Origin of the sequence: Dictyoglomus thermophilum H-6-12 (assembly GCF_000020965.1) — a bacterium.
GTDB classification, from domain to species: domain Bacteria; phylum Dictyoglomota; class Dictyoglomia; order Dictyoglomales; family Dictyoglomaceae; genus Dictyoglomus; species Dictyoglomus thermophilum.
In genome coordinates this window covers 351,017-375,612 of the sequence record NC_011297.1, presented here as the reverse complement: position 1 = coordinate 375,612, position 24,596 = coordinate 351,017, and the positions used below count along the sequence as shown (strand labels likewise).

The window sequence follows — 24,596 nt, the reverse complement described above, 5'->3', positions numbered from 1 at the left end:
TTCCTCCCCTATTTTAAAGACTTTATCCACTCAGCAATATCTTTTATTACATACTCAGGAATATGCCCTTCCACATAGTACTCCTGAGGAATACTCTTTCCTTCTCCTTCCATAAAAAGATGATTTAGTTTTGGATATAGCTTAAGAGTAATCCTCTCCAAAGAAGAAAGCCTACTCCACCCCTCAAAATCTTTTAAAGTTACCTGATAATCTCTTTCACCCTGAAGAATTAATGCAGGAATCTCTAAATTGGAAAGAGTTAGCAAAGGATCATAACTCTTAAGATCAGCCCAATATTTAACGGGTGCTCCAAGAATCATTAAATTAGGTGGATATTTTTCTAAAAGATTAGGATCTTTAATTTTTTGGATCTCACCTTTTATGACATCAAGTTGAGCTTTCTCGTTCTCATCAATATTTCCGTCAATATTAGAAAGATATTCTGTTTGCTCAAGAATTAAGTCTTCTAAAGGCCTTGTAGGACCTGCCATTATTATCAATCCTGCCAAATCTTTAGTATAGGTTGCAATTCTTGGAGCCAACATTCCTCCAAGGCTATGCCCCAAAACAAATATTTTACTTTTATCAATATCTTCCCTATTCTTTAAAAATTCTATAGCAAAAAGCACATCCTCTATAACTTCTTCCCAAACTGTAAACCCATCCTTATATTCACTAAACTTCTCAGGATAAACTTTTGTTCTTTTGTCATACCTCAAGGTTGCTATGCCTAAAGTTCCAAGCCCCCAAGCAATATCTCTAAAAGGTTTATTAGGTCCTATACTCTCATCCATATCATTAGGACCACTCCCATGGACCAAAATAATCACAGGGAAAGGACCTTTACCCTTTGGAATTACAAGTTTTCCAGAAAGAGGAAACTCCTTTCCAATCTTAACATCCTCCTCCACGAAAGAATTAACATCCACATAGGATGGAGGAGTATAGGATTTGCGAGGAGGAGCAGGCTGGAAAAACATACCTACTATTTTATTATTAGCAAAAACAAGCCTCACATCTATGTCCATTGCATTAAATTCACAAGTAACAAAAACTATTTTATATCCTCCTGATTCTTGGGTCCTATAGCCTAATATGCTTTTAAAACTTCCTACCTGCTTCTCAAGAGATTTCCATACCTCTTCCAACTTATCCGCAGGAATCATGGGTTTTACAGAAGGATCAAACAAATTTACTGCCTCATCATATTTGCCGCTTACCAATAAATTAATAAACTTTTCTGCGATTACCTTTTCATCCTCTTGAGCATAAGCTATGGTCAAAAATAGAAAAAGTAATAAAAATATTAAAATCTTTCTCATACTTACCCCCTCAACTAAAGTATTCATTTGGATATATGTAACAAACTCTCACTTATGATAGCACATGCCAAAAGCAAAAAGGAAGCAAGATAAAAGAGATCTGCCCAATTAGAGATTCCATAATTTTTAAAGATATAAACAAAAATAACATCCGCAATAGTAGTCAAAGAAAGAGCAAGAACAAAATAAATATAATTTTTAGCCACCTTTCCTCCCCAAAGCTTCATTAACAGCATAAAAGCAAGTAGTATAAGAACAAAATCTCCTAAAATATAAAATATGTTCAAAAACTTTTCCCAAAAATCCATCTCTTTACTCCCAAAGATAGAAATTAAAATACCTTGGAGAAGAAGTACAAAAATTACAAGAAAAATTATGGAAATAAAAAACTTTTCTGAAGGATCAAATTCTAACTTCAAAAGCCTTATAAAATAAACAAGAAAAACAAAGGCAAAAACATAAAAAAGCACATAAAAAATATCAGATATACCTGGGAAAGGTGCCTCTTCTCCTCTAAATATGGCATAAAAATTCCATATAGAATCAGCAATAAATAGAAAAACCAAACTCAAAACAACCAAAAACCAACCCAACCATCCTCGCCACTTCTTTTCAATTTTCAAGAAATAATAAACAGCAATAATTAGTGCAATACCTTCTGATATCTGGTAAAAGATAGGATATAAAGCCTCATTCTTAAAATTACTAAATTCAACAGATAAGAAAATGAAAAATGGAATTAAAAAAAGAAAAACAAAAAAAATAGAAATCTTTTTTCCTAAACTCATACTCATCAGTACTCCTCCCTAAAACTCAATATTCTCTGGGTTTATCCTATCAAGAAGCTCCATAATAACCTTGTCATTTTTATACTTTTCCATAAAACTCTTATAACCTTGGATATACTTTTGATATACAAACTTCTTTCCCCACAAATCTGAAAGCTCCTTATTTATCCTCTTTATAAGTTCAACAATTTCGTTTTCAATTTCATCATAACTACCTATAATCTCCCTTTTAATGATAAATTTGTTATCTAAACATACTAATGAATTAAATAAAATATTAAGTCCCTCCAAAACCCTATTGAGATTCTCCACATGCATACCATGCTCATCGTAATATCCAATTATAAAGTTAACATACTCCAAAAGCCTTTCCACCCATTTGTTAATTTCATCCTCAATAAAACTAAACTTTAAAGACGAAACATCTAATCTCTCAAAATCCTTAATGGATGTCTGATAAAAGCTAACAAAAGTATTACCCTTGTTAAATAATTCAAAAAGAAAATTTAAATCTTCTCTAATAACTCCGTCCTTCTCAGAATAATACCCTTTAAAAATTCCATTATAAAAGAGAAAATGCACCTTATCCTCTAAATCCTCAATTAAAATATGAGACAAAGTATTCTCTTTCCTACTTTCATCAATCAGTCTTTCGGGAACAAATAAATAGGTTTCCTCATGGAGTATATTAGGAGTTGAAAAATATAAAATTAAGATAGGAGTTATTAACTCTTTATCATAAGAAAAAAGAGATAGAGAACTAACCCTTGCCAAATAATCATTTATAAATATCTCTATTGCCGAACAATCCTCTGCTAATACTTCTCCATTTCTTTCTGTAAAAGCCTTAGGAATTTTACCATCATAAACCAAAATTTCAGTAATTATATTGGATGTCTCCCCCATCAAAAGCCCATTAAATTTTTCCAACCTAAACCAGGATATGAGCTCTTTTAAATTTACAAGAGGCGCAGGCGTCTTTTTATAAATCTCCTGTCCCAAAGGAAATTTCATATAAAAGTCCCCTTCCCTTCTATCCTTATTTCCCTTAGTAAATATTATAACAAAACAAATCTAAATTAAAAGTTTATTTCTCTTCCATCTTTAAAAAACTTTCCTGTAACCTCAAAAGGCAAGGTAACTACTGCAAGAGCTCCCCTTGCAGAATCCTCTGGAGATCCTGGAGCATTTGGTCCTCCAAGATCCGTCTTAACCCAGCCAGGATCAAAAGCATTTACTGCTATCTTGCCCTTGAGTTCGTTAGCAAGAATAATAGTAAATCCATTTAATGCAAATTTACTAAGTCTATAACTTGCAATATCATACTTTTTTCTTATTTCATCAAAAATACCTGCCCCAGAACTCGTATTAATAATTCTTGGCTCTTTTCCTCTAAGTAAAAATGGCAACATTGCTTTTACAAGTTTATATGGAGCATAAAGGTTCACTTTAAATGTTCTTTCAAATACTTCATCACTTTCCTCCAAAAATCCACCATAAGCAAGCATAACTCCCGCATTATTGAATAGAACATCAAGGGCATTCCATTTCTTCTCTACCTTTTCCACTATCTTTGAGGTAAAGTTATCCTCTTCTAAATCAACGGCTACACCCTCAAAATCTCCCATCTCTCTTAAAAGCTTTTCTGCCTCTTTTAATCTTTTCTCATCCTTTGCCACTCCAATTATACTTGCACCCTCTTTAAGGAATAACTTACATATCTCAAAACCAATCCCTCTTGAAGCTCCAGTAATAACCATCCTTCTTCCCTCAAGAATTCCTGCCATACTTTCCCTCCTAAAAGGTTTTATTTTCTATATTCTACTAATTATTTTCAAGAAATAAAAACATAAGTATAATAATATTAATGAAAAGACTAAAATAAAAAATCAAGGTTTAAAGAAAAAAATAGAGCAATATTCTAACCAACGATTTTTATAACCTTATTTAAGGGGGTTAGTAAAATGAGGAGAAGCGTTTTTAATTTCTTAATTTTAATACTTCTTTTTTTATTTTATGGATGCGCACCGAAAGACACACAACCCCCAACAGTATCAATTCTCTCGCCTGCAGATGGAGAAACTGTAAGCAAAACAATAACAATAACAGTAGAAGCAATTGATGATAAAGGAATCTCAAAGGTAGAGCTTTACATAGACAGTAAAAAGATAATAGAAAAAACAAAAGCACCTTATACATATACATGGGATACAACCCAATATGATGAAGGGTTATACCTTATCTCTGCAAAAGCCATAGATTTAGCTGGAAATTCAAGCATATCCAAAATTATAAGGATATTCGTAAGTAATATGGATAAACTGAAGTGGGCATATCAAACTGAATGGTCTATCACTTCCTCACCAGCAATAGGATCAGATGGCACTATATACGTAGGAGATTGGGATAGATATCTTTATGCGATAAATCCAGATGGTACGCTAAAATGGAAATACGAGACTGAAGATCGCATTCATTCCTCACCAGCCATAGGGCAAGACGGAACTATATATGTGGGAAGTTGGGATAACTATCTTTACGCAATAAACCCTGATGGTACGTTGAAGTGGAAATATAAAACTGGAGACTTCATTAATTCATCACCTACATTAGGGAATAAAACTGTATATGTAGGAAGTGATGATGGTTATCTTTATGCAATAAATTCCACAAGTTATGGACTTGCAAAATCCGTATGGCCTAAATTCCGTTGTAACTATCAAAATACAGGATATCTTGCTCAAATAGTAGACATTATCCTACCAACAGTTTCCATAACATATCCCACAGATGGAGCAACTTTAACTGGAACAATAACCATAGAGGCAACTGCTACAGATAATTTGCATGTATCAAGGGTTGAGTTTTATATTGACGACGAATTAAAATATATAGACAACTTGCCACCATATGCATATACTTGGAATACCAACTTATGCTCTAATGGAGAGCACACAATAATGGTAAAGGCATATGATGAGGCAGAAAACAAAAGAAGCATAAGCATACTTGTAAACGTTAATAACTAAAAAGAGTACTAATTACAATAACTTTCTCTCACAATAAACAAGCAACTTAATATTTTTTATATTAGCGCTTATTTTCATACCTATGTGGTATATTTTGCCAATTTTTATTGTCTATAAAGAAAAATTTTTGTTATAATTTTTAAACTATAAAAATAGGGAGGGAAAATTTTGCTGAGGCATAGCTTTGTGGAAGAGTTAAGAAAATTAGAAAATTCCCTTTTGGAAATGGGGAATCAAGTTAAAGAAATGCTTGAAAAAAGCAAGAATGCACTATTAGAAAGAGATGAAAATCTGGCTAAAAAAGTCATTGAAATGGATGATATTGTAGACAAATATAATTGGGATATTGAAGATAAATGTTTAAAACTTCTTGCCCTTCAACAACCTATGGCCCACGATTTAAGGGTAATTGCTGCTGCAATGAAGATTATCAGCGATATTGAAAGAATGGGAGACTATTGCGTAGACATAGCAAAGTTTACCATAGAGCTTATAAAAATGCCGCCTCTTCCTACCAACGAAAATCTAATAAAAATGTTCCAACTTGTAGAAAAAATACTCTGTGATTCCTTAGAAGCCTTTGTAAATAGAGATATAAACTTCATAATAAGCGTAGTGGAGCAGGATGATGCTATAGACAGAACCTACTATAAGATCTATGATGAAATAGTAGAAGAGATAGAGCATGCCCCTGAAACTGCACCTCAACAAATAAGATTGCTTATGATAGCAAAGTTCTTAGAAAGAGTTGCAGACCACGTAACAAATGTGGCAGAAAGAATCTACTATATGGAAACAGGAGAATTAAAAGAGCTACACGAGTAATTAGCCAAACTTTCCTGTAATGTAATCCTCGGTAAGCTTTTGTTTCGGATTGGTGAATATTTGAGGAGTTGGACCTGCTTCAATAACTTCACCCATATACATAAAAATGGTATCATCAGAGACTCTTGCTGCTTGCTGCATATTATGAGTAACAATAATAATAGTTATGTGTTCCTTTAATTCCCTTATAGTTTCCTCAATACGATAAGTAGAAATAGGATCAAGGGCAGAGGTTGGTTCATCCATAAGAAGTACTTCTGGTTTCACTGCAAGAGCCCTTGCAATACAAACTCTCTGTTGCTGGCCTCCCGAAAGAGCAGAGGGATATTCTCTAAGCCTGTTTTTAACCTCCTCCCAAATTCCTGCAAGCTTCAAGCTTTGCTCTACTATATTATCTAATTCATCCCTTGGCAGTTTTTTACTGTTAAGAATATATCCAGCAATTACATTATCATAGATGGTCATGTGATTAAAAAGATTAGGTCTTTGGAATACCATTCCGATTCTTCTTCTTACCATTACAGGATCTACATCCTTATCGTATATATTCAAATCATCTAAGAATATTTTACCTTCTACTTTGGCTCCTGGCGTTAGCTCATGAAGCCTATTAAAACATCTCAAAAGCGTAGTCTTACCACATCCAGAAGGGCCAATTATTGCAGTAATATGCTTCTCTTTCATAGAGACATTAACATCTTTCAAAACTTTCATATTTCCAAACCATGCATTTAACTTTTCAACCCTTATCTTCTCCAACTCTTATTCTCCTCCCTTGATCTATTTCTTTCTTCCACCATAAATCCTAGCAATAATATTTAGGATCAGGATAAGAAACACTAAAACAAGGGCAGAAGCATAAGCCATATTCCTCCAGTCATCATAAGGCGATGTAGCATAATTAAAAATAGTCACCGTAAGACTTCCTATTGGCTTTGTTAAACTAAGGCTCCAGTACACATTATTCAAAGAAGTAAAGAGAAGAGGCGCAGTCTCCCCCATAACCCTTGCTATAGCTATCATTATACCTGTAATAATTCCACTGGATGCAGAAGGGATGACTACTTTTAGAATAGTTCTCCATTTTGGAACTCCTAAAGCATAAGCAGCTTCCCTTAAAGAGTTAGGGACCATTTTTATAGATTCATCGGCAGATTTTGCAATAATAGGCAACATAATAATTCCTAAGGCTATTCCACCTGCAAGGGCAGAGAAAGACTTCATAGGAACCACCACAATAAGATAAACAAAGACACCGATAATTATGGTAGGAAAGCTGGTTAAAACCTCTGAAAGAAATTTAGTCCACCAAGCAAGTTTTCCTCTTCCATACTCATTTACATAGACTCCCACCATTATTCCTATAGGAATACCAATAATACTTGCAAGTATGGTGAGGATAAGTGTACCTACAAGAGCATTACCAATACCTCCTCCGGGAACCCCTGGAGGTTTAGGAAGCTCAACAAACATTCGTAAGTTAATATGTCTTATTCCTTTTAAAAATATATCTCCAAGAATCCAGAAAAGAAAGAAAGCTCCTATTAAAAAGGTTAGTATGCTTATAAATATCATTACCTTATTTATAGCTTTCCTTCTTTTATAACTCATCGTCCTTCAATCCTCTTTAAGATATAATATCGGGCAAATCCCATAACAAAGAAAGTAATGATAAAAAGTATTAATGCAAGTTCCATAAGAACTGAAATCTTCAATTGTCCTGTTGCTTCAGCAAACTCATTTATAATAACACTGGTTATAGTAACACCTGGAGAAAATAAAGAGATGGATATATCATAGAAATTACCTATCACCATAGTAACTGCCACAGCTTCTCCAAGAGCCCTTCCTAATCCTAACATTCCTGCCGCAAAAATTCCCGATTTTGCATTACCAAGAACTACTCTCCATATTACTTCCCATTTAGTCATACCCAAAGCATATCCTGCCTCTCTTTGATCCTTAGGAACGGCCATTAAAATTTCTCTTGAAAGAGAAGAAATAGTAGGAATTATCATTATAGAAAGAACTATACTCGCAGTCAAATATCCAACTCCTATAGGATATCCCTGAAAAAGAGGCAAAAATCCTAATATCCTTTGCAAAAAAGGACCAACCTTAAGCTGAATTAATGGAGCAAGGGAAAAAAGTCCCCACATACCATATATAAGGCTTGGAATTGCACCTAAAAGTTCAATAATAAAAGAAAGAGGCCTCTGCAAAAGAGGAGGAGAAAGTTCAGATATAAAAATCGCAATACCTATACTTAAAGGAAAAGCAATTAAAAGAGCAAAAAAGGAGGTAACTAAAGTTCCATAAATGGCAGGGAGTGCTCCATATTTTTCAGCTACAGGATCCCATATCTTTTCAATTAAAAACTTAATTCCAAATTTTTTAATACTAGGAACAGAATAAATAACAAGTTCAACAAATAAAAAAAGCACAAGCGAAATTAAAGCCAAGCTTGACAGGACAGCCAATATTTTGAATATTATATCTCCCAAATTTCTTTTCATAGCTCCTAATCGCAATATTATCCTATTATAATTTTAAGTTAAAAAATTTAAAACTAATTTAAAGAATCATAGGATAAACTTCTTAAAATTTTAAAAAACGTATCTATAGTGGAAGAAACAACATCCTTTGAAATCTTATCAACAGTATCAGTCTTCTGGTGCAGATCTGAAATTTTTTCATCTTTTTCTACCCTTATGAAAAATAAAAAGGGTTTTTCGTGAACATGAAAAGGATATTGATCTGACTCATTAAGATAATAATCCTTCGCAAAATACACATTATTATTCAAATTAATTGATTTAATCTTACTTACCAACTTACTTGCATAATCATTATAACTTATTACCAGATTTTCTCCCCTTCCCAAACAGTCAAAATTCACCTCTAAAACTATATCTTCAAGAGGGATTGGAGGATAGTCTACAAAATATTCAGAACCAAGAAGTCCCTTCTCCTCACCATTGGTGATTAAAAATAAAAAATTATAAGGATAATTATTACCCTTTTCAAAGATCTCCTTTGCAATTTCTAAAACTACACCAACCCCTGAAGCATTATCATTTGCCCCAGGAAAATAGCTACCATCATAATCATCTCCAACATGATCAATATGAGCAGTAAGCACTACAGTTTTCTTTGTTTTTCTCGAAGAAGGAATAAAGAAATATAAATTAAAAGCTTTTGCCATCTCTTTTACATATCCAATTCTATAATAAGCCCTTAATTTATTCTCAGAACGCATATAATTTGAGATCTCATTAAAAACCTCAGAAGTTACATACACTACAGGCATATCTTCTTTTAAAAAGAACATTGATCTTTGTAATATCAATTCAGTTCTATCCTCAGGAAGCCCTAAAATTACTCCTTTTGCCCCATATATATGCGCTAAAAGCATATTTCTATCTGCATATCTATCTTTTACAAGATAAAAAGCACCCTTAATCTCCCTTACATTGTTTTTTATTACTGCCTCTACCTTGTAATTTCCCGAAAACCTATCTCTAAAATCTTTTCTATACTCATATCTTTTCAAAACCCTTCCTTCAGTCTTTAAGAGAAATTCAGGAGCCCCATCATAATAAAAAACCTCTACAGGAAACTCTTGATAGAATATATCTTTTAAACCTAAATTTTTTAATTCTCCTTCAATAAATTTTAATGCCTCAAGATTTTCAAAGGTTCCTGCTTGCCTTCCCTTGTATTCTGCACTGGAAAGTTCTCTTATAATCATCAATGCATAATCTCCTCTAACGTTAGATCTTACTGAGGAGAGCAAAAGTATAATGAGGCTCAAAAATATTATTACCCTATTAATCTTTTTCATAAACTTTTACCCCTATCACTTACTTCTTTTAAAAGATGAAGAGCAGATTTTAATAAAGAATAAGTTTCTAAATCTTGGGGAACAGTGGAGGATTTCAGCTTTACTGCATAAGAGCTAAGTTCCTCAAGTAAAGATTCTATATCAAAGGAAGGCGCAACCTTAGGAGCTACAATCTCTTTCTTCTCAAGATCTAAACTTTGAGCATAAGATGGAATAATAGTTCTCTTGCCCTTTAACTGCAAAATCTGACTTAAGGCTTGAGAAGCTTTTGGTTCTCCATGAACTATTACGAATATTGGATCATTCTTAAAGTACTCTGTCCATTTTACAAGATCACTCTGATCAGCATGAGCAGAAAAACCGTTTATAGTATGAATCTTAGCCCTTACAGTAATTTCCTCTCCCATTATATGTACTGTCTTTTCTCCATCTACAATTCTTCTTCCTAAAGTCCCCTCTGCTTGATATCCCACAAATATGACATGGGTATTTTCTTTCCATAAGTTGTGTTTTAAATGGTGTAAAATTCTTCCTCCCGTACACATTCCAGATCCTGCGATAATAATTCCCGTGTCAAGTTCATTTATACTTTTCGACTCATCAGGAGTTACCAAGTACCTTAAATTCTTCAATTCAAAGGGATTTATACCTTCAAGAAAGTATTTCTGGATTTCTCCCGATAAAAGATTACTATGTTTTTCATAAACCTCTGTCACCTTTTTCCCCATAGGGCTATCAAAAAATATAGGTACCTTAGAGAGAAAAGGATACTTATAGGTAAGGAGCATAAGCTCATACATAACCCTTTGAGCCCTATCTACCACAAAGGACGGTATAAGAATCTTGCCTTGAGACTTAATTGCGTCAAGTACTACACTTTCAAACTCTGATCTTGTTTCTTCCAAGCTTTTATGCAATCTATCTCCATAGGTGGACTCTATAATTACATAATCTGCTCCTTCAATAATAGATGGTTGGCCCTCCATCACATTATTTTGTGGGCCTATATCTCCAGAAAAAACAATCTTTGTCCCATCACTCCAAAGTTCTAAAGAGGAAGCCCCTAATATATGAGCAGAATCTCTAAATCTTATCTTTATATCTGAGAGATCTACAACCTCATCATAGGGTACTGGTTCAAAAAGTTTCATGGCCATCTCCACTTCTTTCTCTGTATATAAAGGCTCCACAAGAGGTTTTCCTGACCTTAAATTCTTTCTATTTATTCTTTCTACTTCTTCCTTCATCAACTTTACAGTATCCAGCCATAAAATCTCGCAAAGCTCAATGGTGGGATAAGTAGCATAGATTTTGCCTTTAAAACCTTCTTTAACAAGCTTTGGAATTCTACCTGAATGATCTAAATGGGCATGGGTTAAAATAACCGCTTTTATCTCCTTTGGATCAAATAAAAACGGGCTTTCATTCTCCCTCTCTGATTTACCTTGAAAGATACCACAATCCACAAGATACTTAAAATTATTCTCAAGAAGATAGCACGATCCTGTAACTTCTCCAGCGGCCCCATAAAAAGTAATTTTCATAATATATCACCCTTTTCACTTTATTTTCCAATTAACCTGCCCACAGGAAAAACACTCATGACATCTTATACAGTGAGTAGAATTAGGATCCTCATAAACCTCAATATTTACAGGACATTTTGGCTTGCAAAGACTACACTGAGAGCAGGTTGGCTTTACCTCGAGTTGATAAAAGGAAATCTTATTAAACACAGAAAGGATAGTCCCAAGAGGACATACAAACCTACAGAAAGGTCTGGAGATAAATATGCTCGAGATAATAAAAATAGTAAGAATAAAAATTTTAATTGCAAAAAGAAAACCAATCAAACTTCGTAATGGTGGATGAAGCAATATTTGAGGAATACCTGCCTCAAGAGTTCCTGCAGGGCAAAGCTTACAAAACCATGGCTCAAGGGTTATGTAAGGAATAATTATCACCAAAATTATGAATATACTCCATCTTATAAAAGTAGCAAACCGATTCTCAATAACCAACTTTTTCGTAGGAATTTTATATAGTAGATCCTGGATAAAGCCAAAAGGACATAACCAACCACAGAAAAATCTCCCTAAAAGAATACCAGCAAGGAAAAGAATCCCTAATGTAAAGAAAGGAAATTTATGGAGCACAATGAAGTGCTGTAAGGTACCAATAGGACATGCAAAACTTGCCAAAGGACAAGAATAACAGTTAAAAACTGGTATAGGAATATACTTACCCCATGGTGCTAAAAAATAAGAATTAATAATAATCAAACTTATAGATTGCCAAAGACTTCTTAACTTTAAAAATGACCTCCTTCTTCTCATAGGAAAAATTATAACTTATAAGAAAGCAAAAATTAATACTAAATCATTTTAAATTCTTAATAGTACATACGTAGTTCAAAACAGAGCTTTTTTGAGAATCTATTCCCACATAAAATCTAAAATTGTTTTTATCAATCTTCTCATAATTAAAATTGCTACTCTTTATTTCTATCTCTCCCCCAGAAATATACTCCCAAACCTCTACCACAACTTTCTCCTTTTTAGCATTCTTTATAGTTATAGCTACAGTTCTTTCCGTAATCTCATACTTTCCTTCTACCCTTTTCTTCTCCTCAAGCACCTTTCTATCAGCAGTGATATCAAAATCTAAACCTTGCACAACCTCTATTTTCTCCCCCTCTGGAATATTTTGAATATTAGTACTACCTAAGAATACTACTTTGCCATTATCAATAGCAAAAATGCTTAACTTACCTGAGGGAATGGGAACACCAAGACCCTTTTCCTTTTTATTCTCAACATTCCAAAGAATATAAGCATTCCTCATATTTCCCCCATATCCTAAAACATATCTTTTTACAGGATCCTTTATCCAAGTATCAATAAGAGGAATCAACTTTATAGTACCTTTGGATATACTCCACTCCCCTGGAATATCAAAAATCTTATATCCTTGTACAGACTCTGCAGTGGGCAAAGAGAGATTATACTCTTCCTCCGTAGCTGGAGCCATCTTTGTAAAAACCCTATATTCATCTCCTCCTGCCATATTTAAGCTCCCTGAAAGAAGCGAAATTTTAACCCTTTGAAAATTTACCTCAGAAGAATTCTGTATAGCTACACGAGTATTAAATCTTACCCTATCTCCATCAATCAAGAACATATGATCTGCACTCCATCTAATATTAGGAACTATAAGATAAATCTTCAATACATCCCTACAATCTTCCTTTGCCTCAATCCAAATCCCTAAGGATGGATAGACTATCTCCTTTATAAGATTCCCGGAGGTAGAAAGAATAAACAAATTGTTATAAGAGATATTTCCTACAACCTCGTCAAGAGGAACAAAATTCAACCCCTTTTTTAAATCTACCTCTTTGTCAAAAGATAAAACCCCCATATTTTGCTGATAAATTACAAGAGAAGTCTGAGAAAAAACAGTAGTAATAAGAAAAATTAAAAAAGCTAAAACAAAAACTTTATATCTCATTTTATACCCCCTACTTTTTTACTCATTATATCACAAAAACAATTTTCCCTCTGTCACCCACCCTATGGATTTATTTATTGGAAAACAAAAAGAAAGGAGGTGAAAAAATGGCATTACAATCTCTACCTTACAACTCTCGCCTTATTTTAAGAGTTCAGATCGGAGTCCAATCTGGAAATCCTGTATTAAGAAACAGGAGCTTTAACAACGTAAAACCCAATGCTCCTGACGAGGCAGTATACGTTGTAGCTCAAACTTTAGGAAATTTGCAGAAATATCCCGTAGTGAAAGTAGTAAGAACCAATGATGAAGAGCTTGTAGAGGTCTAAGCCCCTAAAAATTTAACTTAAAGGAGGTGATAAGATGGCAAATTATAGCTCAAGAAAATATATAAGAATGATCTTCAAAGACAATGGCGGAAGCAATTTTACCTTAAGGATTCCAGACCCAAAGGATGACATAACTGAACAAGAGATATTAAACGCTATGGACACTATTATAAATCAGAACATATTTCAGGGAAGAACAGGAGATTTAGTAGAAAAGGTCGATGCAAGAGTTATAGAGACTAACATAAGTGATTACTACGATTAAAAATAAGGGGCGGATTATAATCCGCCCCCACTAAAAAGGAGGAGATAGGATGTTAGAGAATATCATTAAAAAAGTACAATTTAAATTTAGTTTTCTCTATGAGATATTTCCAGTTTATTCTTGCAAAATATGTGGTAAAAAGAAAAACTTCATATTTTTTATAGATGAAACTCCCATATGTCCAGAATGCTTTCCTACTTTTTTAGAAAAACAATTCCTACCCTTACTTATCTCAAAGATTATTTTAAGCATGGAACATAGGGAGGACAAAAATGCCTAAGGTAAATGAGATTAAGATATCTAAAAATTTTTACTTGAAGGATTTTGAATGTCCATGCTGTAAAAGGGTAATGCTTCATCCTGACCTTTTAGAGAAGTTAGAGAGACTAATTTTAAGCGGAGTAAAAATAAAAATTACCAGTGGATATAGATGCGAAAAGCACAATACAGAGGTTGGAGGAGTGCCAAACTCAAAGCATATGAAGGGAATGGCTTGCGATATAACCAGTCCTGAACTTGAAAAGGCTTATGAGATAGTCCAAAAGCTTGGTTTTTCCTATGTGAAGATTGATAAATTAAAAAAATATATCCATATGGAGGTGTAAAAATGAATGAGATCGCTCAACTCATAAGTAATTTAGGATTTCCTATTGTGGTTTCTTTAATCCTTCTTATAAGAATAGAAACAAGACTTGAAAATCTTACTAAGGCCATAAATGAACTGTCTCAAGCAATACTTAATCTCTCAGGAAAAGCATCTACATAAACGTTAAATCTACCAGCTGGGGACTAACAACTCAGCTGGTAGATTTAGTTTAATTAAAATAGTTGAAAAAATTACCAGTTATATATTAAATTTATAATCATGAAGACCTTTTTACAAAAACTTTTTAAGGGACATAAACCTAAATTAGGGGCTCTGGAGATATTAAAATACATAGGCCCCGGATTTCTTGTAACTGTTGGATTTATTGATCCTGGTAACTGGGCATCAAATATGGCAGCAGGTTCGCAATTTGGTTATAAACTACTTTGGATGGTAACTCTTTCTACCATAATGCTAATTTTCCTACAACACAATGCAGCTCACCTTGGAATTGCCACAGGACTTTGCCTTTCTGAAGCCATCTCAAAATATTTTCCAAAATTTCCTCGCTATTTCGTACTTATAACCGCTATGCTTGCCTCTATTTCTACCGCCCTTGCAGAAATATTAGGTGCTGCCATTGGACTTAACATGCTTTTCAACCTTCCACTAAATATAGGAGCATTGATTACTACTTTTGTTGCAATATTAATGCTTATTTCCAACAATTACAGAAAAATTGAAAAATATATAATTGGATTTGTGTCCATAATTGGTCTATCTTTTCTTTTTGAGCTTTCCTTAGTAAAAATAAATTGGAAAAGCGCCATAGAGGGATGGATAATTCCTTCTTTTCCGCAAAGCTCCATACCCATAATTATGAGTGTTTTAGGAGCAGTAGTTATGCCCCACAACCTTTTTCTACATTCAGAGATTATTCAAAGTAGACAATGGAACTTAGAGGATGAAAATACTATAAAGAAACAGTTAAAATATGAATATTTAGACACCATTGGGGCAATGCTTGTGGGTTGGGCAATAAACAGCTCTATGATCCTTATCGCTGCTGAAACATTTTACAAAAATGGTATCATCATTACAGAGCTTCCCCAGGCATATGTTACCCTAAAACCTATACTTGGGCATCTTGCATCCTATGTTTTTGCCATTGCCCTTATCTTTTCTGGATTCTCTTCATCCATTACCGCAGGAATGGCAGGAGGAACTACTTGGGCAGGAATGTTCAATGAGCCTTTTGATATCAAAGATAACCACACCCGCATAGGTATAACCATCACCTTGTTAGGAGCCCTAATTGTAATATTCTTTGTATCCAATCCTTTCCAAGGCCTTATCTGGAGCCAAATAATGCTAAGTATTCAACTCCCTCTTACTGTATTCTCTTTGATCAGACTTACCTCCTGGGAAAAAGTTATGGGAAAGTTCAAAAACTCAAGATTAGATAATATTATCCTTCTCATCATCGGAATAATTGTAACAATATTAAATATAACCCTCTTTCTTAGCTTCTTATGATCTATATTGTGACGGCCTCCTACACCGAAGGAAAGGTCTTTATAGACCACTTTAAACTTGAAAAATTAGACAATCCATCAAAATTTCAAGTCTTCAATAAAGACGAGCTTTTTTTGATCATAAGCGGAGTTGGTATTGTAAACTCTGCCATAGCTACCACTTACCTATTAACTAAATATGGATGGAGAAGTGAAGATATTGCTTTAAATATAGGTATTTGTGGAGCTATAAAAACACAGTTTTCAAAAGGTGACTTAATATTATGCAATAAGATAATAAATCATAACTCAAAAAAGGCTTTTTATCCTGATATCTTAATAAACCACAGTATGAAAGAGGCAGTATTAGAAAGCTTTGATTTCCCAGTAAAAAAAGAACATCAAGAATATGTAGAAGGAGATATAGTAGATATGGAGGGTGCTGGATTTTTTGAAGCTGTTTCCTCCTTTCTGCCCCCTCATAATATCCATTGTATAAAAACAGTATACGATTTTTTAGAGTATGATAAAATTGATCCCAAAGATATAGCCAATATTTTAAGAAAGAATATTCCTCATATAGAGGATTTTATGAATTCTCTTTTAGCCTTCAACGAGAAATATTTAAAAATTCAGAAAGAAGATGAAAAGCTTAATGAAATCTTACAAAAACTAAAAGAAAACCTACATCTTACAAAATCCATGGAAAATGAACTTAAAAGAATTTTGAAAGGATACCTGGTTAGAAATAAAGAATTGCCTGAGGAAATAGCAGAATTCATAAATATAAAGGTAAATTCTAAAAAGGAAGGAAAGGAATATTTTGAAAAACTCAAAAAAATTCTCGCTCTCTAAACCCTTTTCCCATATATATGTGGAAAAAGAAGTAATCTCCCACCATATAACCCAGGAGATTTTAAAAAAGTTTACCCATTCAAAGGTCATACCCATTAACCATTATAAAGAGGTATTTTCAAGACCAAGACAAAGCTATAAATTGCAAGAACTAAGCAAAAAATTAATACTTGCAAAAAGAAGAGATACTTTCCTCTCCCCTGCCTCCCCTCTCTGTCAAAATTTTGGCTATCATTACTTCTACTACACAAACCTTATAATAAATTGCATCTTTAATTGTGATTACTGTTTTTTAAAAGGAATGTATAGCTCTGCTAATATAGTTATCTTTGTAAATATAGAAGATTATTTTCAAGAAATAGAGAATATGTTAAAAAAACACCCTCTTTATCTCTCTATATCCTACGAAACAGATCTCTTAGCCATGGAGGGAATTGCGCCATTTTTTAGCCAATTTGTTAACTTCACCTATTCTAAAGAGGATTTAATCCTTGAAGTTAGAACAAAAAGTGTAAATTACATGGTACTAAAAAGCCTAAAACCTTCCCCCAATGTGATCTTAGCTTGGACTCTTCTACCCCAAGAGATTATTGAAAGATTTGAGCCTCAAACCCCAAGGCTTCCTATTAGGATAAACACAATAAAGAAGGCAATTCATGATGGATGGAGGGTAAGACTAAGCTTTGATCCCATAATTTTTGTAGAAGATTGGAGAGAGATCTATGAAAGGTTTATAGACTACGTTTTCAGAAAAATACCTTCTTCCCAAATTCAGGATATATCTGTAGGTGTATTCCGAATACCTAAGGAGTATTTAAAAAAGATGAGAAAAACCTTTGAAAATGAAATCACCCTTTTCCCTTATATAGAGGACAAAGAAGCCTATACCTATCCTTCCCCTATAAAAGAAGAGCTTTTAAACTTTATAATTTCCAAAATTAAAAATTACATCCCAGAAAATAAGATCTTTACTATTTAAGAAACTCTTTCTCCATCTCTTCCGTTATTCCATTGTTCTTTGCAATTTCACTATATATTCTCGCACTTTTACGCCATTTCCTTTCAAAGTTATTAAAATCAGTCTCAAAAAGTCCAAACCTCTGGAGAAAGCCTTCTGCCCACTCAAAGTTGTCCACCAATGACCAGTGAAAATACCCCTTTATATCTACCCCATCCTCTATAGCCTTATGTAGCTGAATAAGGTGAGATATAAGATATTTAGGCCTTTTTTCGTCCTTTGCATCGGATATACCATTTTCCGTAATATATATAGGCTTCCCTGTGAGTTTATAAAATCTTTTTACTACCTTATATATTCCTTCAGGATAAATCTCCCATCCAAAATCTGACTTCTCTCCCGAGGGGGGTGTCATTCTTAACCCCATTAAAATCCTTGTGTAATAATTTACTCCAAGATAATCTAAAGTATCCTTTGCATAGGGAATTTCTTCTTTAATAAAAGGAGAAGAAAATCTTCCTGTAGTCAAAGTTTCAATAAACACCCTATTGTAAATTCGATCTGCAAAGTTAGTAAGCTTTCTATCTATGAAAGACTTTGGATTTTTAGGCTCAAAATAAATTACATTATATGCAATACCCACTTTAGAATTTGGGGATATTTTATGGATAACCTGGTAAGCTTTAGCATGAGCCTTTACCATATTATTTAAAACCCTAAGCATTTTCATAAGGCTCCTTTTTTGAGGCGGAAATTGTCCATAAAGATATGCCATAAAGGCATAAGCATTGGGCTCATTTATAGTCATCCAGTAATTCACAAGATCCTTAAACTCGCTCACAATTCTCTCCACATAACGTAAATAATAATCAATGATTTCTGAATTTAACCATCCACCTTTTTTGGCTATCCACAAGGGATTGGTAAAATGGTGCAAGGTAACAAAAGGCTCTATATTTCTCCTCCTCAAAGAAAGTAGCATAGCTCTATATCTTTCAATAGCCGATTGATCAAACCTTCCTTCCTCTGGTTCCACTCTACTCCACTCTATGGAAAACCTATAAGCATTATTATTAAGCTTTTCTATAAGATCAAAATCTTCTTCGTATCTATTCCAGCTATCACAAGCCTTGCCTGAAATTTGCCCATTTTTAACCTTACCTTTCTGCTCAAACTCCCACCAATCGTTGTAAAAATTATCACCTTCAATTTGATGAGAAGCAGTAGCAGTCCCCCACAAAAACCCCTCAGGAAACCTGTATTTAAGCATATATACCTCCCACATACTTCTAAAATTAAAATTTTAATTTTCTAAAATACTTTCACCATTAACAATTTTATCAGTAAAACAAGCTTTAAAAAAACTTAAATTGAAAAACAAAAATCAATATGCTTTACTATAAAATAAAAAATTTAGGAGAAAAGGGAGTATGAAAGTTTCGGCAGTAATTTTTGATATGGATGGAGTCATATTTGACACAGAAAGGCTTGGATACATCCTCTGGAAAAAGGCCTGTGAGGAATTTGGCTATATAATGACTGAAGAGATTTATAATGAAACTGTAGGAGTGAATATTTTAGAGACCGAAAGAATATTTAAAAAATATCTGGGAGATATACCCTTCGATAAAATTTATAAGAGAAAGATAGAGCTTACAGAGGAATATATTGAGAAAAATGGTATACCTATAAAGGATGGACTCTTTGAACTTTTGGACTTTCTTGATGAAAAGAAGATGCCGAGAGGCATTGCCACCTCTACAGAGAGAGAAAGGGCAATTCCCCTTCTTCAAAGAGCAAATATATTAAATAGATTTGATGTAATTGTATGCGGAGATGAGGTAGAAAAAAGTAAACCAGAACCTGATATATTCCTCCTTACCGCCAAAAAGTTAAAAGTAGATCCCAAAGAATGTATAGTCCTTGAAGACTCCGACAATGGAGTACTTGCAGCTACAAGGGCAGGGATGACTCCTCTACTTATTCTTGACTTTAAGCCACCCCGCCCCGAAACTTTAAGCCGAGCCTATAAAGTATTTAACTCCTTAATAGAGGTAAAAGAGTATTTAAAAGAGATAATTTAATTCTCCTTTAATAAAGCCAAGGTAATTAAAATACCAACAATGCTTAAACCAATTATTACATAGAATACATAAAAATAACTTCCTAAAAGATCTCTCAGTATGCCCGATATGGTACCTCCTAAAATTGCTCCAACTCCATAAGCAGTGAAAACTATACCATAATTTTGGCCGTAATTCCTCTCACCAAAAAGAATTATGGTAGAAGCAGGTGCAATAGCAAGCCAAGATCCTAAAATCAACCAGAAAAGAGAAAAAGAAATAATATACACCCCTAAATTACTACCACCAGTAGAAATCATAAGTAAAGAAGCCAGCATAGCTAAAAGATATGAGACAATACTTGCCTTTCTCGGAAAAATTCTATCGGTAATCCAACCAAAAAGAGGCCTTCCCACAGCATTGAAAATTGCAAAAAATGAAACCAAACTTGCAGTAAATTTAGGATCAAGCCCTACTATCTCCTCCCCTACAGGACTTGTTATTCCTATTATCATCAATCCTATTAAAGTACCTAAGGTGTAACATAGCCAAAGACCATAAAATTTAGAGCTCTTTAACATTTCCCTTGTATTTAATTCTGCCAATATCTTCCTTTTCGTAGTTTTCAAAGCTCCAACCGAGAAATCTAAAGGAGGAAGTTTAAACGCCAAACTAAGAAGAGATAGTAATATTAAAAATATTAAGCCTAATATCTTAAAGGTCTCAAAGGGCCCATATAACTCAATTAAATACCTTGCAAGAGGGGCAGTAATAAGGGGAGACAGTCCAAACCCTGATATCACAAGGCCCATAGCCAGCCCTCTTTTATCAGGGAACCACTTAGAAATTACAGTAATAGGTACTCCATACACTATTCCTACTCCACTTCCCGCAATAATTCCATAAGTTATCGCAATAATTTTTATATCCCTAAAAAAACCTGAAAGAATCCAACCCAAACCAACTATAAGACCTCCTATAAAAATAATCAACCTCGGATATTTGCTAACATATTTTCCAGAGAGTGCCATAAAAAGAGCAAAGAAAAATAAAAATAGCATATAAGGTAAACCACTCTGAAAAGCTGAAATCTGCAAAATATTCTCCAAAGGTTTTCTAAATACACTCCAAGAATAAACAGTACCAAGACATATGTAAATAATTATTCCTAAGGGTATAAGAAACCATCTTCTCTTTAAAAGATTAGTACTATTCATGAAAACACAACACCCCTCTCTGTAAAAATTAGTTCTCAGAAATTATAACAAAAAGTAGTATTAAAAAAAAGGGGAAGCCTTTAAAGGCTTCCCCTTAAGAATTTGTAAGTTTATAACTTGGCTCTAATTTAATTGGTTTGTAAGTTCCAGCATGGACAATTTGGATAATTTTGAAGGCCTCTTCCTCTACCTCTTAAATTGCCATAATTTGGATTCCCCCAAGCTGTATTCTTTGACAAGTTTAATACTTCCTTCCCATCTACCACAACTCTTACCGCTTTAAAATTCTTGGTTACAGGAGACTCAAATCCCTCTATCTCTATCTTACTTCCTACCTTTAGTTCCTTTATCTGTAGCCAAGCAGGTCCAAGGATTACTTCCTTATCTCCAGATGTGGTTTTTACTGTTACAGTCAAGGCAGGATTATTGGCTATTTTGGTAACTGTGCCTGATATTTTTGTTAGCTGTACATTATTAGCAAGATAACCTCCAAATCTTGGGCCATAAGCATAGGATAAAGAGAACAAACCTAAGATCACTAAACTTAAAATTGCCAATCCTTTAAACTTCATGGTACCACCTCCACTTTTTATTTTTTTCTCAAGGTTTCCCTTGAGTTTGGTTTTAATTGTAAATAAGTATTCTTAAGCAAAATTTAGAAGAACCTTAAATTTTGCTTAGAAATTTGTCTTTACTTAGAGTTAACTCCAAAATCTATAATATAAACAAAATGAACTAATTAAATTGGAGGGAAAATAAATGAAACTGAGAAGACTTGGAAGAACAAATCTTGAAGTATTTCCTATAGCCTTTGGAGGAATTCCCATCCAAAGGGTAGATGAAGATACAGCTATAAAGATTATAAGAAGAGCAATAGAGCTTGGAATCAATCTTATAGACACTGCCAGAGGCTACACCGACAGCGAAATAAAAATTGGAAAAGCTCTAAAAGGAATTGATAAAAAGGTATACCTATCTTCTAAATCTCAAAACAGAACTAAAGATGGAATATATGAGGATGTAAAAACCAGCTTGAGGAATTTAGGAGTAGAAAAGATAGAAATTTACCATATCCATGGAGTAAACAACAGAGAGGCCTTTAATAAAATATTCGAACCTGATGGCGCCTATTATGGACTTTTAAAAGCAAAAGAGGAAGGACTCATTGATTTTATAGCAGTATCAAGTCATAGCAATGATATTCTTGCCGATCTTATTGCCACCGATAAATTTGATGTAATCCAGGTAAGTTATAATTTTATTGAAAGAGAACCAGAAGAAAAAATATTTCCCATGGCATTGGAAAAGGATATTGGAATCATTGCTATGAAACCTATGGCAGGAGGAGTAATACCTAACCCAAAACTTGCATTGAAGTTTGCCCTTCAAAAAGAATTCTTAGTACCTGACCCAGGTATAGAATCTATCAAAGAGTTAGAAGAAGATGTAGAAATAGCCATGAATCTTACACCCTTAACCGATGAAGAATGGAAAGAGATTGAAAAGACAATAGAAGAAATGGGTTCAACCTTTTGTAGAAAATGCGACTATTGTCAACCATGCCCTGTAGGTATACCTATATCTACTGTGATAAGATCAGAATCATTCTTAAAAAGACTTCCCGATGAAACCATAAGAAGAGGTTGGTTCTATGATGCCTATTTGAAGGCGCAAAATTGCACCAAATGTGGGACCTGTATGACAAGATGCCCCTATAACCTTCCTATCCCTGACCTTATTGAAAAGAATATAGCTACTGTAAGAGAATACTTGGGGGAGTAAATTTACTCCCCCTCCTTATTTTTTGTTTTTTTCATTTCATACATCTTCATATCTGCTTCCCTTACAAGATCATCTATACTCTTACCCTCTTTGGGATAAAACACTGCAATACCATAACTAAAAGAGAATTCATAGGGTTTATTTAATTCTTCCCTTAACTTCTTTAAATTTACCAAAATCTTTTCTATAATCCTCTCTGCTGTCTCCCTATCACAATGAGGCAAAATTAAAACAAACTCATCTCCTCCAAATCTAAATAGAGTATCTGTTTTCCTAATATTCTTTTTAATTGCCTCCGTTATTATTTTTATATAAACGTCTCCCTCATTATGTCCAAAATTATCATTCACTTTTTTAAGATCATCAATATCTACAAACACCACAGCTAAGGGACTATTTCTCACTAAAGATAAGCCCATTTCTTTTTGAAAGATTTCAAAACCAACCCTTTTGTTGTATACACCTGTAAGAGGATCTACTGAAGCTAAATATTTTAGAAAATCCTCTTCCTTCTTCTTTTCTGTAATATCCTCTCCCGATGAGATTACTCCTACAATTTTGCCTTTTTCATCCCTTAAAATAGTGTTATACCATCTTATGATTTTAATCCCATCTCTTGTCTTAACTGGATTCTCCTTGAATTTATCCTCTTGCTCAAAGGCATTATTTCTTATTAAAAACTCAAAATATTTTCTCAATTCATCCCTTATCTCCTCAGGGACAAAATTTTCAAACCAGTTTCTACCTATAATCTCTTCTCTTTTATAACCTAAAATCTCTTCTCCCCTTTTATTTATAAGAATAATATTTCCTTTGGTATCCAATATCAAAAACATAATTCCTGCATATTCTATATAGTCCTTAAAGCTTTTTGATTCTTTTAAAAACTCATAAAAGATAGTTCTATAAGGACTTCTTAGAGAAGTCTCCACAATGGACATATAAATGAGATAAAAGGAGATAAGCTTAAATATATGCCCCATAGCATTCATCATTCCATAAACATCTACATAAAGAGTAAAAAACATCTCGCTTATAATGGTTGAAACAATACTAAATATTAAAAGTTTAAGTACATAGGGATAAAAGTAATCTTTATTCTTCCAATGATTATATATGGCAAGAAGAAGTATCAAAGAGATAATATACTCGCTTGCTATTTTAAAAGTAGTAAGTCCAAAACCTTCAATGTAGCATGCTGGGAAATTCTTAAAATAGAAAATGGAAAGAAGTGAAGCAATAAAATAAAGAAAATAGCCTAAGTAGGTAGGAATTAGTTTTAGTTTTCTTTTAATAAAAAAGGGAGATAAAAATAAAGATACAGCCTCTAAATATCTTGCAGAGATCCAAAACTGGGTAGCATAATTTGCAGTATTCACAAAAGGAAAAATATTCATTCTCTTATAGGCTAACGTGTGCACAAAATCTAATAAACTAACAAATAAGTAGGAAATACCAATAAAAGTAAAATAATTTGTCTTAACAAATTGATAAGTAGAAGTGGAAAGGATAAAGATCATTATTCCTATGAGGATAGAATAAAGCTCTATTATTACATGAAAGAGAAGAAAATTGAAACGAGAGAGGAGAATAAAAAAGAGGATAACAGCTAAAACCAATAAACCTTTCAAAAAGTTTTTCATTTAAGAGTTCAAGTTTCTAAAAAATCTTTAAAGGAAGTAAACATGCAATAATCATATATAGCTTCA

At 33.5% G+C, this 24,596-nt stretch carries 27 protein-coding genes; 12 read left to right on the top strand and 15 right to left on the bottom strand.

The genetic code is table 11. From position 1 onward, the window contains the following. Positions 1 to 8: 8 nt before the first annotated feature. From DICTH_RS01755 to DICTH_RS01740, 4 genes are all read right to left on the bottom strand, one after another. Entirely contained in the window at positions 9 to 1,322 is a 1,314-nt protein-coding gene (locus tag DICTH_RS01755) for a DUF3887 domain-containing protein (RefSeq protein ID WP_012547223.1), read from the bottom strand. A 23-nt stretch (positions 1,323 to 1,345) separates the two neighbouring features. Then, positions 1,346 to 2,110 (bottom strand): hypothetical protein, encoded by a 765-nt coding sequence (locus DICTH_RS01750; protein ID WP_236608275.1) that lies wholly within the window; start codon positions 2,108 to 2,110, stop codon positions 1,346 to 1,348. Positions 2,111 to 2,128: 18 nt separating this feature from the next. Further along, entirely contained in the window at positions 2,129 to 3,124 is a 996-nt protein-coding gene (locus DICTH_RS01745) for a hypothetical protein (protein ID WP_012547570.1), read from the bottom strand. 65 nt (positions 3,125 to 3,189) lie between these two features. After that, positions 3,190 to 3,897 (bottom strand): SDR family NAD(P)-dependent oxidoreductase, encoded by a 708-nt coding sequence (locus tag DICTH_RS01740; protein WP_012546995.1) that lies wholly within the window; start codon positions 3,895 to 3,897, stop codon positions 3,190 to 3,192. Positions 3,898 to 4,074: 177 nt separating this feature from the next. Here DICTH_RS01740 and DICTH_RS09685 point away from each other — a divergent pair, with 177 nt between their 5' ends. After that, a complete protein-coding gene (locus tag DICTH_RS09685; protein WP_012548207.1) occupies positions 4,075 to 5,139 on the top strand; it encodes an Ig-like domain-containing protein in 1,065 nt (354 codons plus the stop codon). Between the two features lie 168 nt (positions 5,140 to 5,307). After that, on the top strand, positions 5,308 to 5,964 hold the full coding sequence (phoU, locus tag DICTH_RS01730) for a phosphate signaling complex protein PhoU (protein ID WP_012548021.1): 657 nt from the start codon (positions 5,308 to 5,310) through the stop codon (positions 5,962 to 5,964). Here the strand turns inward: phoU and pstB are convergent, their stop codons facing one another. From pstB to DICTH_RS01695, 7 genes are read right to left on the bottom strand one after another with little or no spacing between them, the layout of a single operon-like run. Next, positions 5,965 to 6,723, bottom strand: a complete 759-nt coding sequence (gene pstB / locus DICTH_RS01725) for a phosphate ABC transporter ATP-binding protein PstB (RefSeq protein ID WP_012547466.1) — start codon at positions 6,721 to 6,723, stop codon at positions 5,965 to 5,967. It abuts the gene before it with no gap. Positions 6,724 to 6,744: 21 nt separating this feature from the next. Further along, positions 6,745 to 7,575 carry a phosphate ABC transporter permease PstA gene (gene pstA / locus DICTH_RS01720; protein WP_012548012.1) on the bottom strand — a complete coding sequence of 277 codons (831 nt, stop codon included), beginning with the start codon at positions 7,573 to 7,575 and terminating at the stop codon, positions 6,745 to 6,747. After that, a complete protein-coding gene (gene pstC, locus DICTH_RS01715; RefSeq protein ID WP_012547660.1) occupies positions 7,572 to 8,480 on the bottom strand; it encodes a phosphate ABC transporter permease subunit PstC in 909 nt (302 codons plus the stop codon). The genes pstA and pstC overlap by 4 nt, the downstream gene beginning before the upstream one ends. 53 nt (positions 8,481 to 8,533) lie before the next feature. Next, positions 8,534 to 9,808, bottom strand: a complete 1,275-nt coding sequence (locus DICTH_RS01710) for a M28 family metallopeptidase (protein ID WP_012548238.1) — start codon at positions 9,806 to 9,808, stop codon at positions 8,534 to 8,536. After that, complete coding sequence (locus tag DICTH_RS01705) at positions 9,805 to 11,352, bottom strand: MBL fold metallo-hydrolase RNA specificity domain-containing protein (RefSeq protein WP_012546903.1); 1,548 nt, start codon at positions 11,350 to 11,352, stop codon at positions 9,805 to 9,807. The genes DICTH_RS01710 and DICTH_RS01705 overlap by 4 nt, the downstream gene beginning before the upstream one ends. 15 nt (positions 11,353 to 11,367) lie before the next feature. Then, the gene (locus DICTH_RS01700; RefSeq protein ID WP_012547417.1) at positions 11,368 to 12,144 is read right to left on the bottom strand and encodes a 4Fe-4S binding protein; all 777 of its coding nucleotides are present in this window, start codon (positions 12,142 to 12,144) and stop codon (positions 11,368 to 11,370) included. A 43-nt stretch (positions 12,145 to 12,187) separates the two neighbouring features. Further along, positions 12,188 to 13,318 (bottom strand): hypothetical protein, encoded by a 1,131-nt coding sequence (locus DICTH_RS01695; RefSeq protein ID WP_012548404.1) that lies wholly within the window; start codon positions 13,316 to 13,318, stop codon positions 12,188 to 12,190. A 107-nt stretch (positions 13,319 to 13,425) separates the two neighbouring features. On the opposite strand from DICTH_RS01695, the gene DICTH_RS01690 reads away from it, so the two are divergent. From DICTH_RS01690 to DICTH_RS01660, 8 genes are all read left to right on the top strand, one after another. Beyond that, positions 13,426 to 13,647, top strand: coding sequence for a DUF1659 domain-containing protein (locus tag DICTH_RS01690; RefSeq protein WP_012547587.1), 222 nt, complete (start codon positions 13,426 to 13,428; stop codon positions 13,645 to 13,647). 34 nt (positions 13,648 to 13,681) lie between these two features. Next, positions 13,682 to 13,912, top strand: coding sequence for a DUF2922 domain-containing protein (locus tag DICTH_RS01685; RefSeq protein WP_012548640.1), 231 nt, complete (start codon positions 13,682 to 13,684; stop codon positions 13,910 to 13,912). 49 nt (positions 13,913 to 13,961) lie between these two features. Further along, the gene (locus DICTH_RS01680; RefSeq protein WP_012548036.1) at positions 13,962 to 14,192 is read left to right on the top strand and encodes a hypothetical protein; all 231 of its coding nucleotides are present in this window, start codon (positions 13,962 to 13,964) and stop codon (positions 14,190 to 14,192) included. Beyond that, a complete protein-coding gene (locus DICTH_RS01675; RefSeq protein ID WP_012547749.1) occupies positions 14,185 to 14,517 on the top strand; it encodes a YcbK family protein in 333 nt (110 codons plus the stop codon). Before DICTH_RS01680 ends, DICTH_RS01675 begins: the two co-directional genes overlap by 8 nt. A 2-nt stretch (positions 14,518 to 14,519) precedes the next feature. Further along, positions 14,520 to 14,678 carry a YvrJ family protein gene (locus DICTH_RS09815; protein ID WP_012548603.1) on the top strand — a complete coding sequence of 53 codons (159 nt, stop codon included), beginning with the start codon at positions 14,520 to 14,522 and terminating at the stop codon, positions 14,676 to 14,678. Positions 14,679 to 14,777: 99 nt separating this feature from the next. Continuing rightward, positions 14,778 to 16,034, top strand: coding sequence for an Nramp family divalent metal transporter (locus tag DICTH_RS01670; protein WP_012547528.1), 1,257 nt, complete (start codon positions 14,778 to 14,780; stop codon positions 16,032 to 16,034). After that, complete coding sequence (locus tag DICTH_RS01665; protein WP_012548372.1) at positions 16,031 to 16,867, top strand: 5'-methylthioadenosine/S-adenosylhomocysteine nucleosidase family protein; 837 nt, start codon at positions 16,031 to 16,033, stop codon at positions 16,865 to 16,867. The genes DICTH_RS01670 and DICTH_RS01665 overlap by 4 nt, the downstream gene beginning before the upstream one ends. Further along, positions 16,836 to 17,846, top strand: a complete 1,011-nt coding sequence (locus DICTH_RS01660; protein WP_012547261.1) for an SPL family radical SAM protein — start codon at positions 16,836 to 16,838, stop codon at positions 17,844 to 17,846. The genes DICTH_RS01665 and DICTH_RS01660 overlap by 32 nt, the downstream gene beginning before the upstream one ends. Here DICTH_RS01660 and DICTH_RS01655 read toward each other — a convergent pair. Continuing rightward, complete coding sequence (locus DICTH_RS01655; RefSeq protein ID WP_012547332.1) at positions 17,839 to 19,095, bottom strand: glycoside hydrolase family 1 protein; 1,257 nt, start codon at positions 19,093 to 19,095, stop codon at positions 17,839 to 17,841. The two genes, DICTH_RS01660 and DICTH_RS01655, sit on opposite strands and share 8 nt — an antisense overlap. Before the next feature lie 160 nt (positions 19,096 to 19,255). Between DICTH_RS01655 and DICTH_RS01650 the strand changes: the two genes are divergently transcribed. Continuing rightward, positions 19,256 to 19,909 (top strand): HAD family hydrolase, encoded by a 654-nt coding sequence (locus tag DICTH_RS01650; protein ID WP_012547919.1) that lies wholly within the window; start codon positions 19,256 to 19,258, stop codon positions 19,907 to 19,909. Here DICTH_RS01650 and DICTH_RS01645 read toward each other — a convergent pair. After that, positions 19,906 to 21,105 carry an L-lactate MFS transporter gene (locus DICTH_RS01645; protein ID WP_012547066.1) on the bottom strand — a complete coding sequence of 400 codons (1,200 nt, stop codon included), beginning with the start codon at positions 21,103 to 21,105 and terminating at the stop codon, positions 19,906 to 19,908. The genes DICTH_RS01650 and DICTH_RS01645 overlap by 4 nt on opposite strands. Positions 21,106 to 21,233: 128 nt before the next feature. After that, entirely contained in the window at positions 21,234 to 21,677 is a 444-nt protein-coding gene (locus tag DICTH_RS01640) for a hypothetical protein (RefSeq protein WP_012548026.1), read from the bottom strand. Positions 21,678 to 21,864: 187 nt separating this feature from the next. Here DICTH_RS01640 and DICTH_RS01635 point away from each other — a divergent pair, with 187 nt between their 5' ends. Continuing rightward, positions 21,865 to 22,887, top strand: a complete 1,023-nt coding sequence (locus DICTH_RS01635; protein ID WP_012546962.1) for an aldo/keto reductase — start codon at positions 21,865 to 21,867, stop codon at positions 22,885 to 22,887. 2 nt (positions 22,888 to 22,889) lie between these two features. Here the strand turns inward: DICTH_RS01635 and DICTH_RS01630 are convergent, their stop codons facing one another. Continuing rightward, entirely contained in the window at positions 22,890 to 24,530 is a 1,641-nt protein-coding gene (locus DICTH_RS01630; RefSeq protein WP_081428026.1) for an MASE3 domain-containing protein, read from the bottom strand. Between the last annotated feature and the right edge of the window lie 66 nt (positions 24,531 to 24,596).

Bases quoted from the DNA above. Each gene is read 5' to 3' on its own strand.
- DICTH_RS01670 (WP_012547528.1), top strand. From the start codon at position 14,778: ATGAAGACCTTTTTACAAAAACTTTTTAAGGGACATAAACCTAAATTA.
- DICTH_RS01650 (WP_012547919.1), top strand. From the start codon at position 19,256: ATGAAAGTTTCGGCAGTAATTTTTGATATGGATGGAGTCATATTTGAC.
- DICTH_RS01630 (WP_081428026.1), bottom strand. From the start codon at position 24,530: ATGAAAAACTTTTTGAAAGGTTTATTGGTTTTAGCTGTTATCCTCTTT.
- DICTH_RS01685 (WP_012548640.1), top strand. From the start codon at position 13,682: ATGGCAAATTATAGCTCAAGAAAATATATAAGAATGATCTTCAAAGAC.
- DICTH_RS01740 (WP_012546995.1), bottom strand. From the start codon at position 3,897: ATGGCAGGAATTCTTGAGGGAAGAAGGATGGTTATTACTGGAGCTTCA.
- DICTH_RS01655 (WP_012547332.1), bottom strand. From the start codon at position 19,095: ATGCTTAAATACAGGTTTCCTGAGGGGTTTTTGTGGGGGACTGCTACT.
- DICTH_RS01675 (WP_012547749.1), top strand. From the start codon at position 14,185: ATGCCTAAGGTAAATGAGATTAAGATATCTAAAAATTTTTACTTGAAG.
- DICTH_RS01640 (WP_012548026.1), bottom strand. From the start codon at position 21,677: ATGAAGTTTAAAGGATTGGCAATTTTAAGTTTAGTGATCTTAGGTTTG.
- DICTH_RS01690 (WP_012547587.1), top strand. From the start codon at position 13,426: ATGGCATTACAATCTCTACCTTACAACTCTCGCCTTATTTTAAGAGTT.
- DICTH_RS01645 (WP_012547066.1), bottom strand. From the start codon at position 21,105: ATGAATAGTACTAATCTTTTAAAGAGAAGATGGTTTCTTATACCCTTA.
- DICTH_RS01700 (WP_012547417.1), bottom strand. From the start codon at position 12,144: ATGAGAAGAAGGAGGTCATTTTTAAAGTTAAGAAGTCTTTGGCAATCT.
- DICTH_RS09685 (WP_012548207.1), top strand. From the start codon at position 4,075: ATGAGGAGAAGCGTTTTTAATTTCTTAATTTTAATACTTCTTTTTTTA.
- DICTH_RS01750 (WP_236608275.1), bottom strand. From the start codon at position 2,110: ATGAGTTTAGGAAAAAAGATTTCTATTTTTTTTGTTTTTCTTTTTTTA.
- pstC (WP_012547660.1), bottom strand. From the start codon at position 8,480: ATGAAAAGAAATTTGGGAGATATAATATTCAAAATATTGGCTGTCCTG.
- DICTH_RS01745 (WP_012547570.1), bottom strand. From the start codon at position 3,124: ATGAAATTTCCTTTGGGACAGGAGATTTATAAAAAGACGCCTGCGCCT.
- pstA (WP_012548012.1), bottom strand. From the start codon at position 7,575: ATGAGTTATAAAAGAAGGAAAGCTATAAATAAGGTAATGATATTTATA.
- DICTH_RS01755 (WP_012547223.1), bottom strand. From the start codon at position 1,322: ATGAGAAAGATTTTAATATTTTTATTACTTTTTCTATTTTTGACCATA.
- DICTH_RS09815 (WP_012548603.1), top strand. From the start codon at position 14,520: ATGAATGAGATCGCTCAACTCATAAGTAATTTAGGATTTCCTATTGTG.
- DICTH_RS01710 (WP_012548238.1), bottom strand. From the start codon at position 9,808: ATGAAAAAGATTAATAGGGTAATAATATTTTTGAGCCTCATTATACTT.
- DICTH_RS01635 (WP_012546962.1), top strand. From the start codon at position 21,865: ATGAAACTGAGAAGACTTGGAAGAACAAATCTTGAAGTATTTCCTATA.
- DICTH_RS01695 (WP_012548404.1), bottom strand. From the start codon at position 13,318: ATGAGATATAAAGTTTTTGTTTTAGCTTTTTTAATTTTTCTTATTACT.
- DICTH_RS01680 (WP_012548036.1), top strand. From the start codon at position 13,962: ATGTTAGAGAATATCATTAAAAAAGTACAATTTAAATTTAGTTTTCTC.
- DICTH_RS01665 (WP_012548372.1), top strand. From the start codon at position 16,031: ATGATCTATATTGTGACGGCCTCCTACACCGAAGGAAAGGTCTTTATA.
- DICTH_RS01705 (WP_012546903.1), bottom strand. From the start codon at position 11,352: ATGAAAATTACTTTTTATGGGGCCGCTGGAGAAGTTACAGGATCGTGC.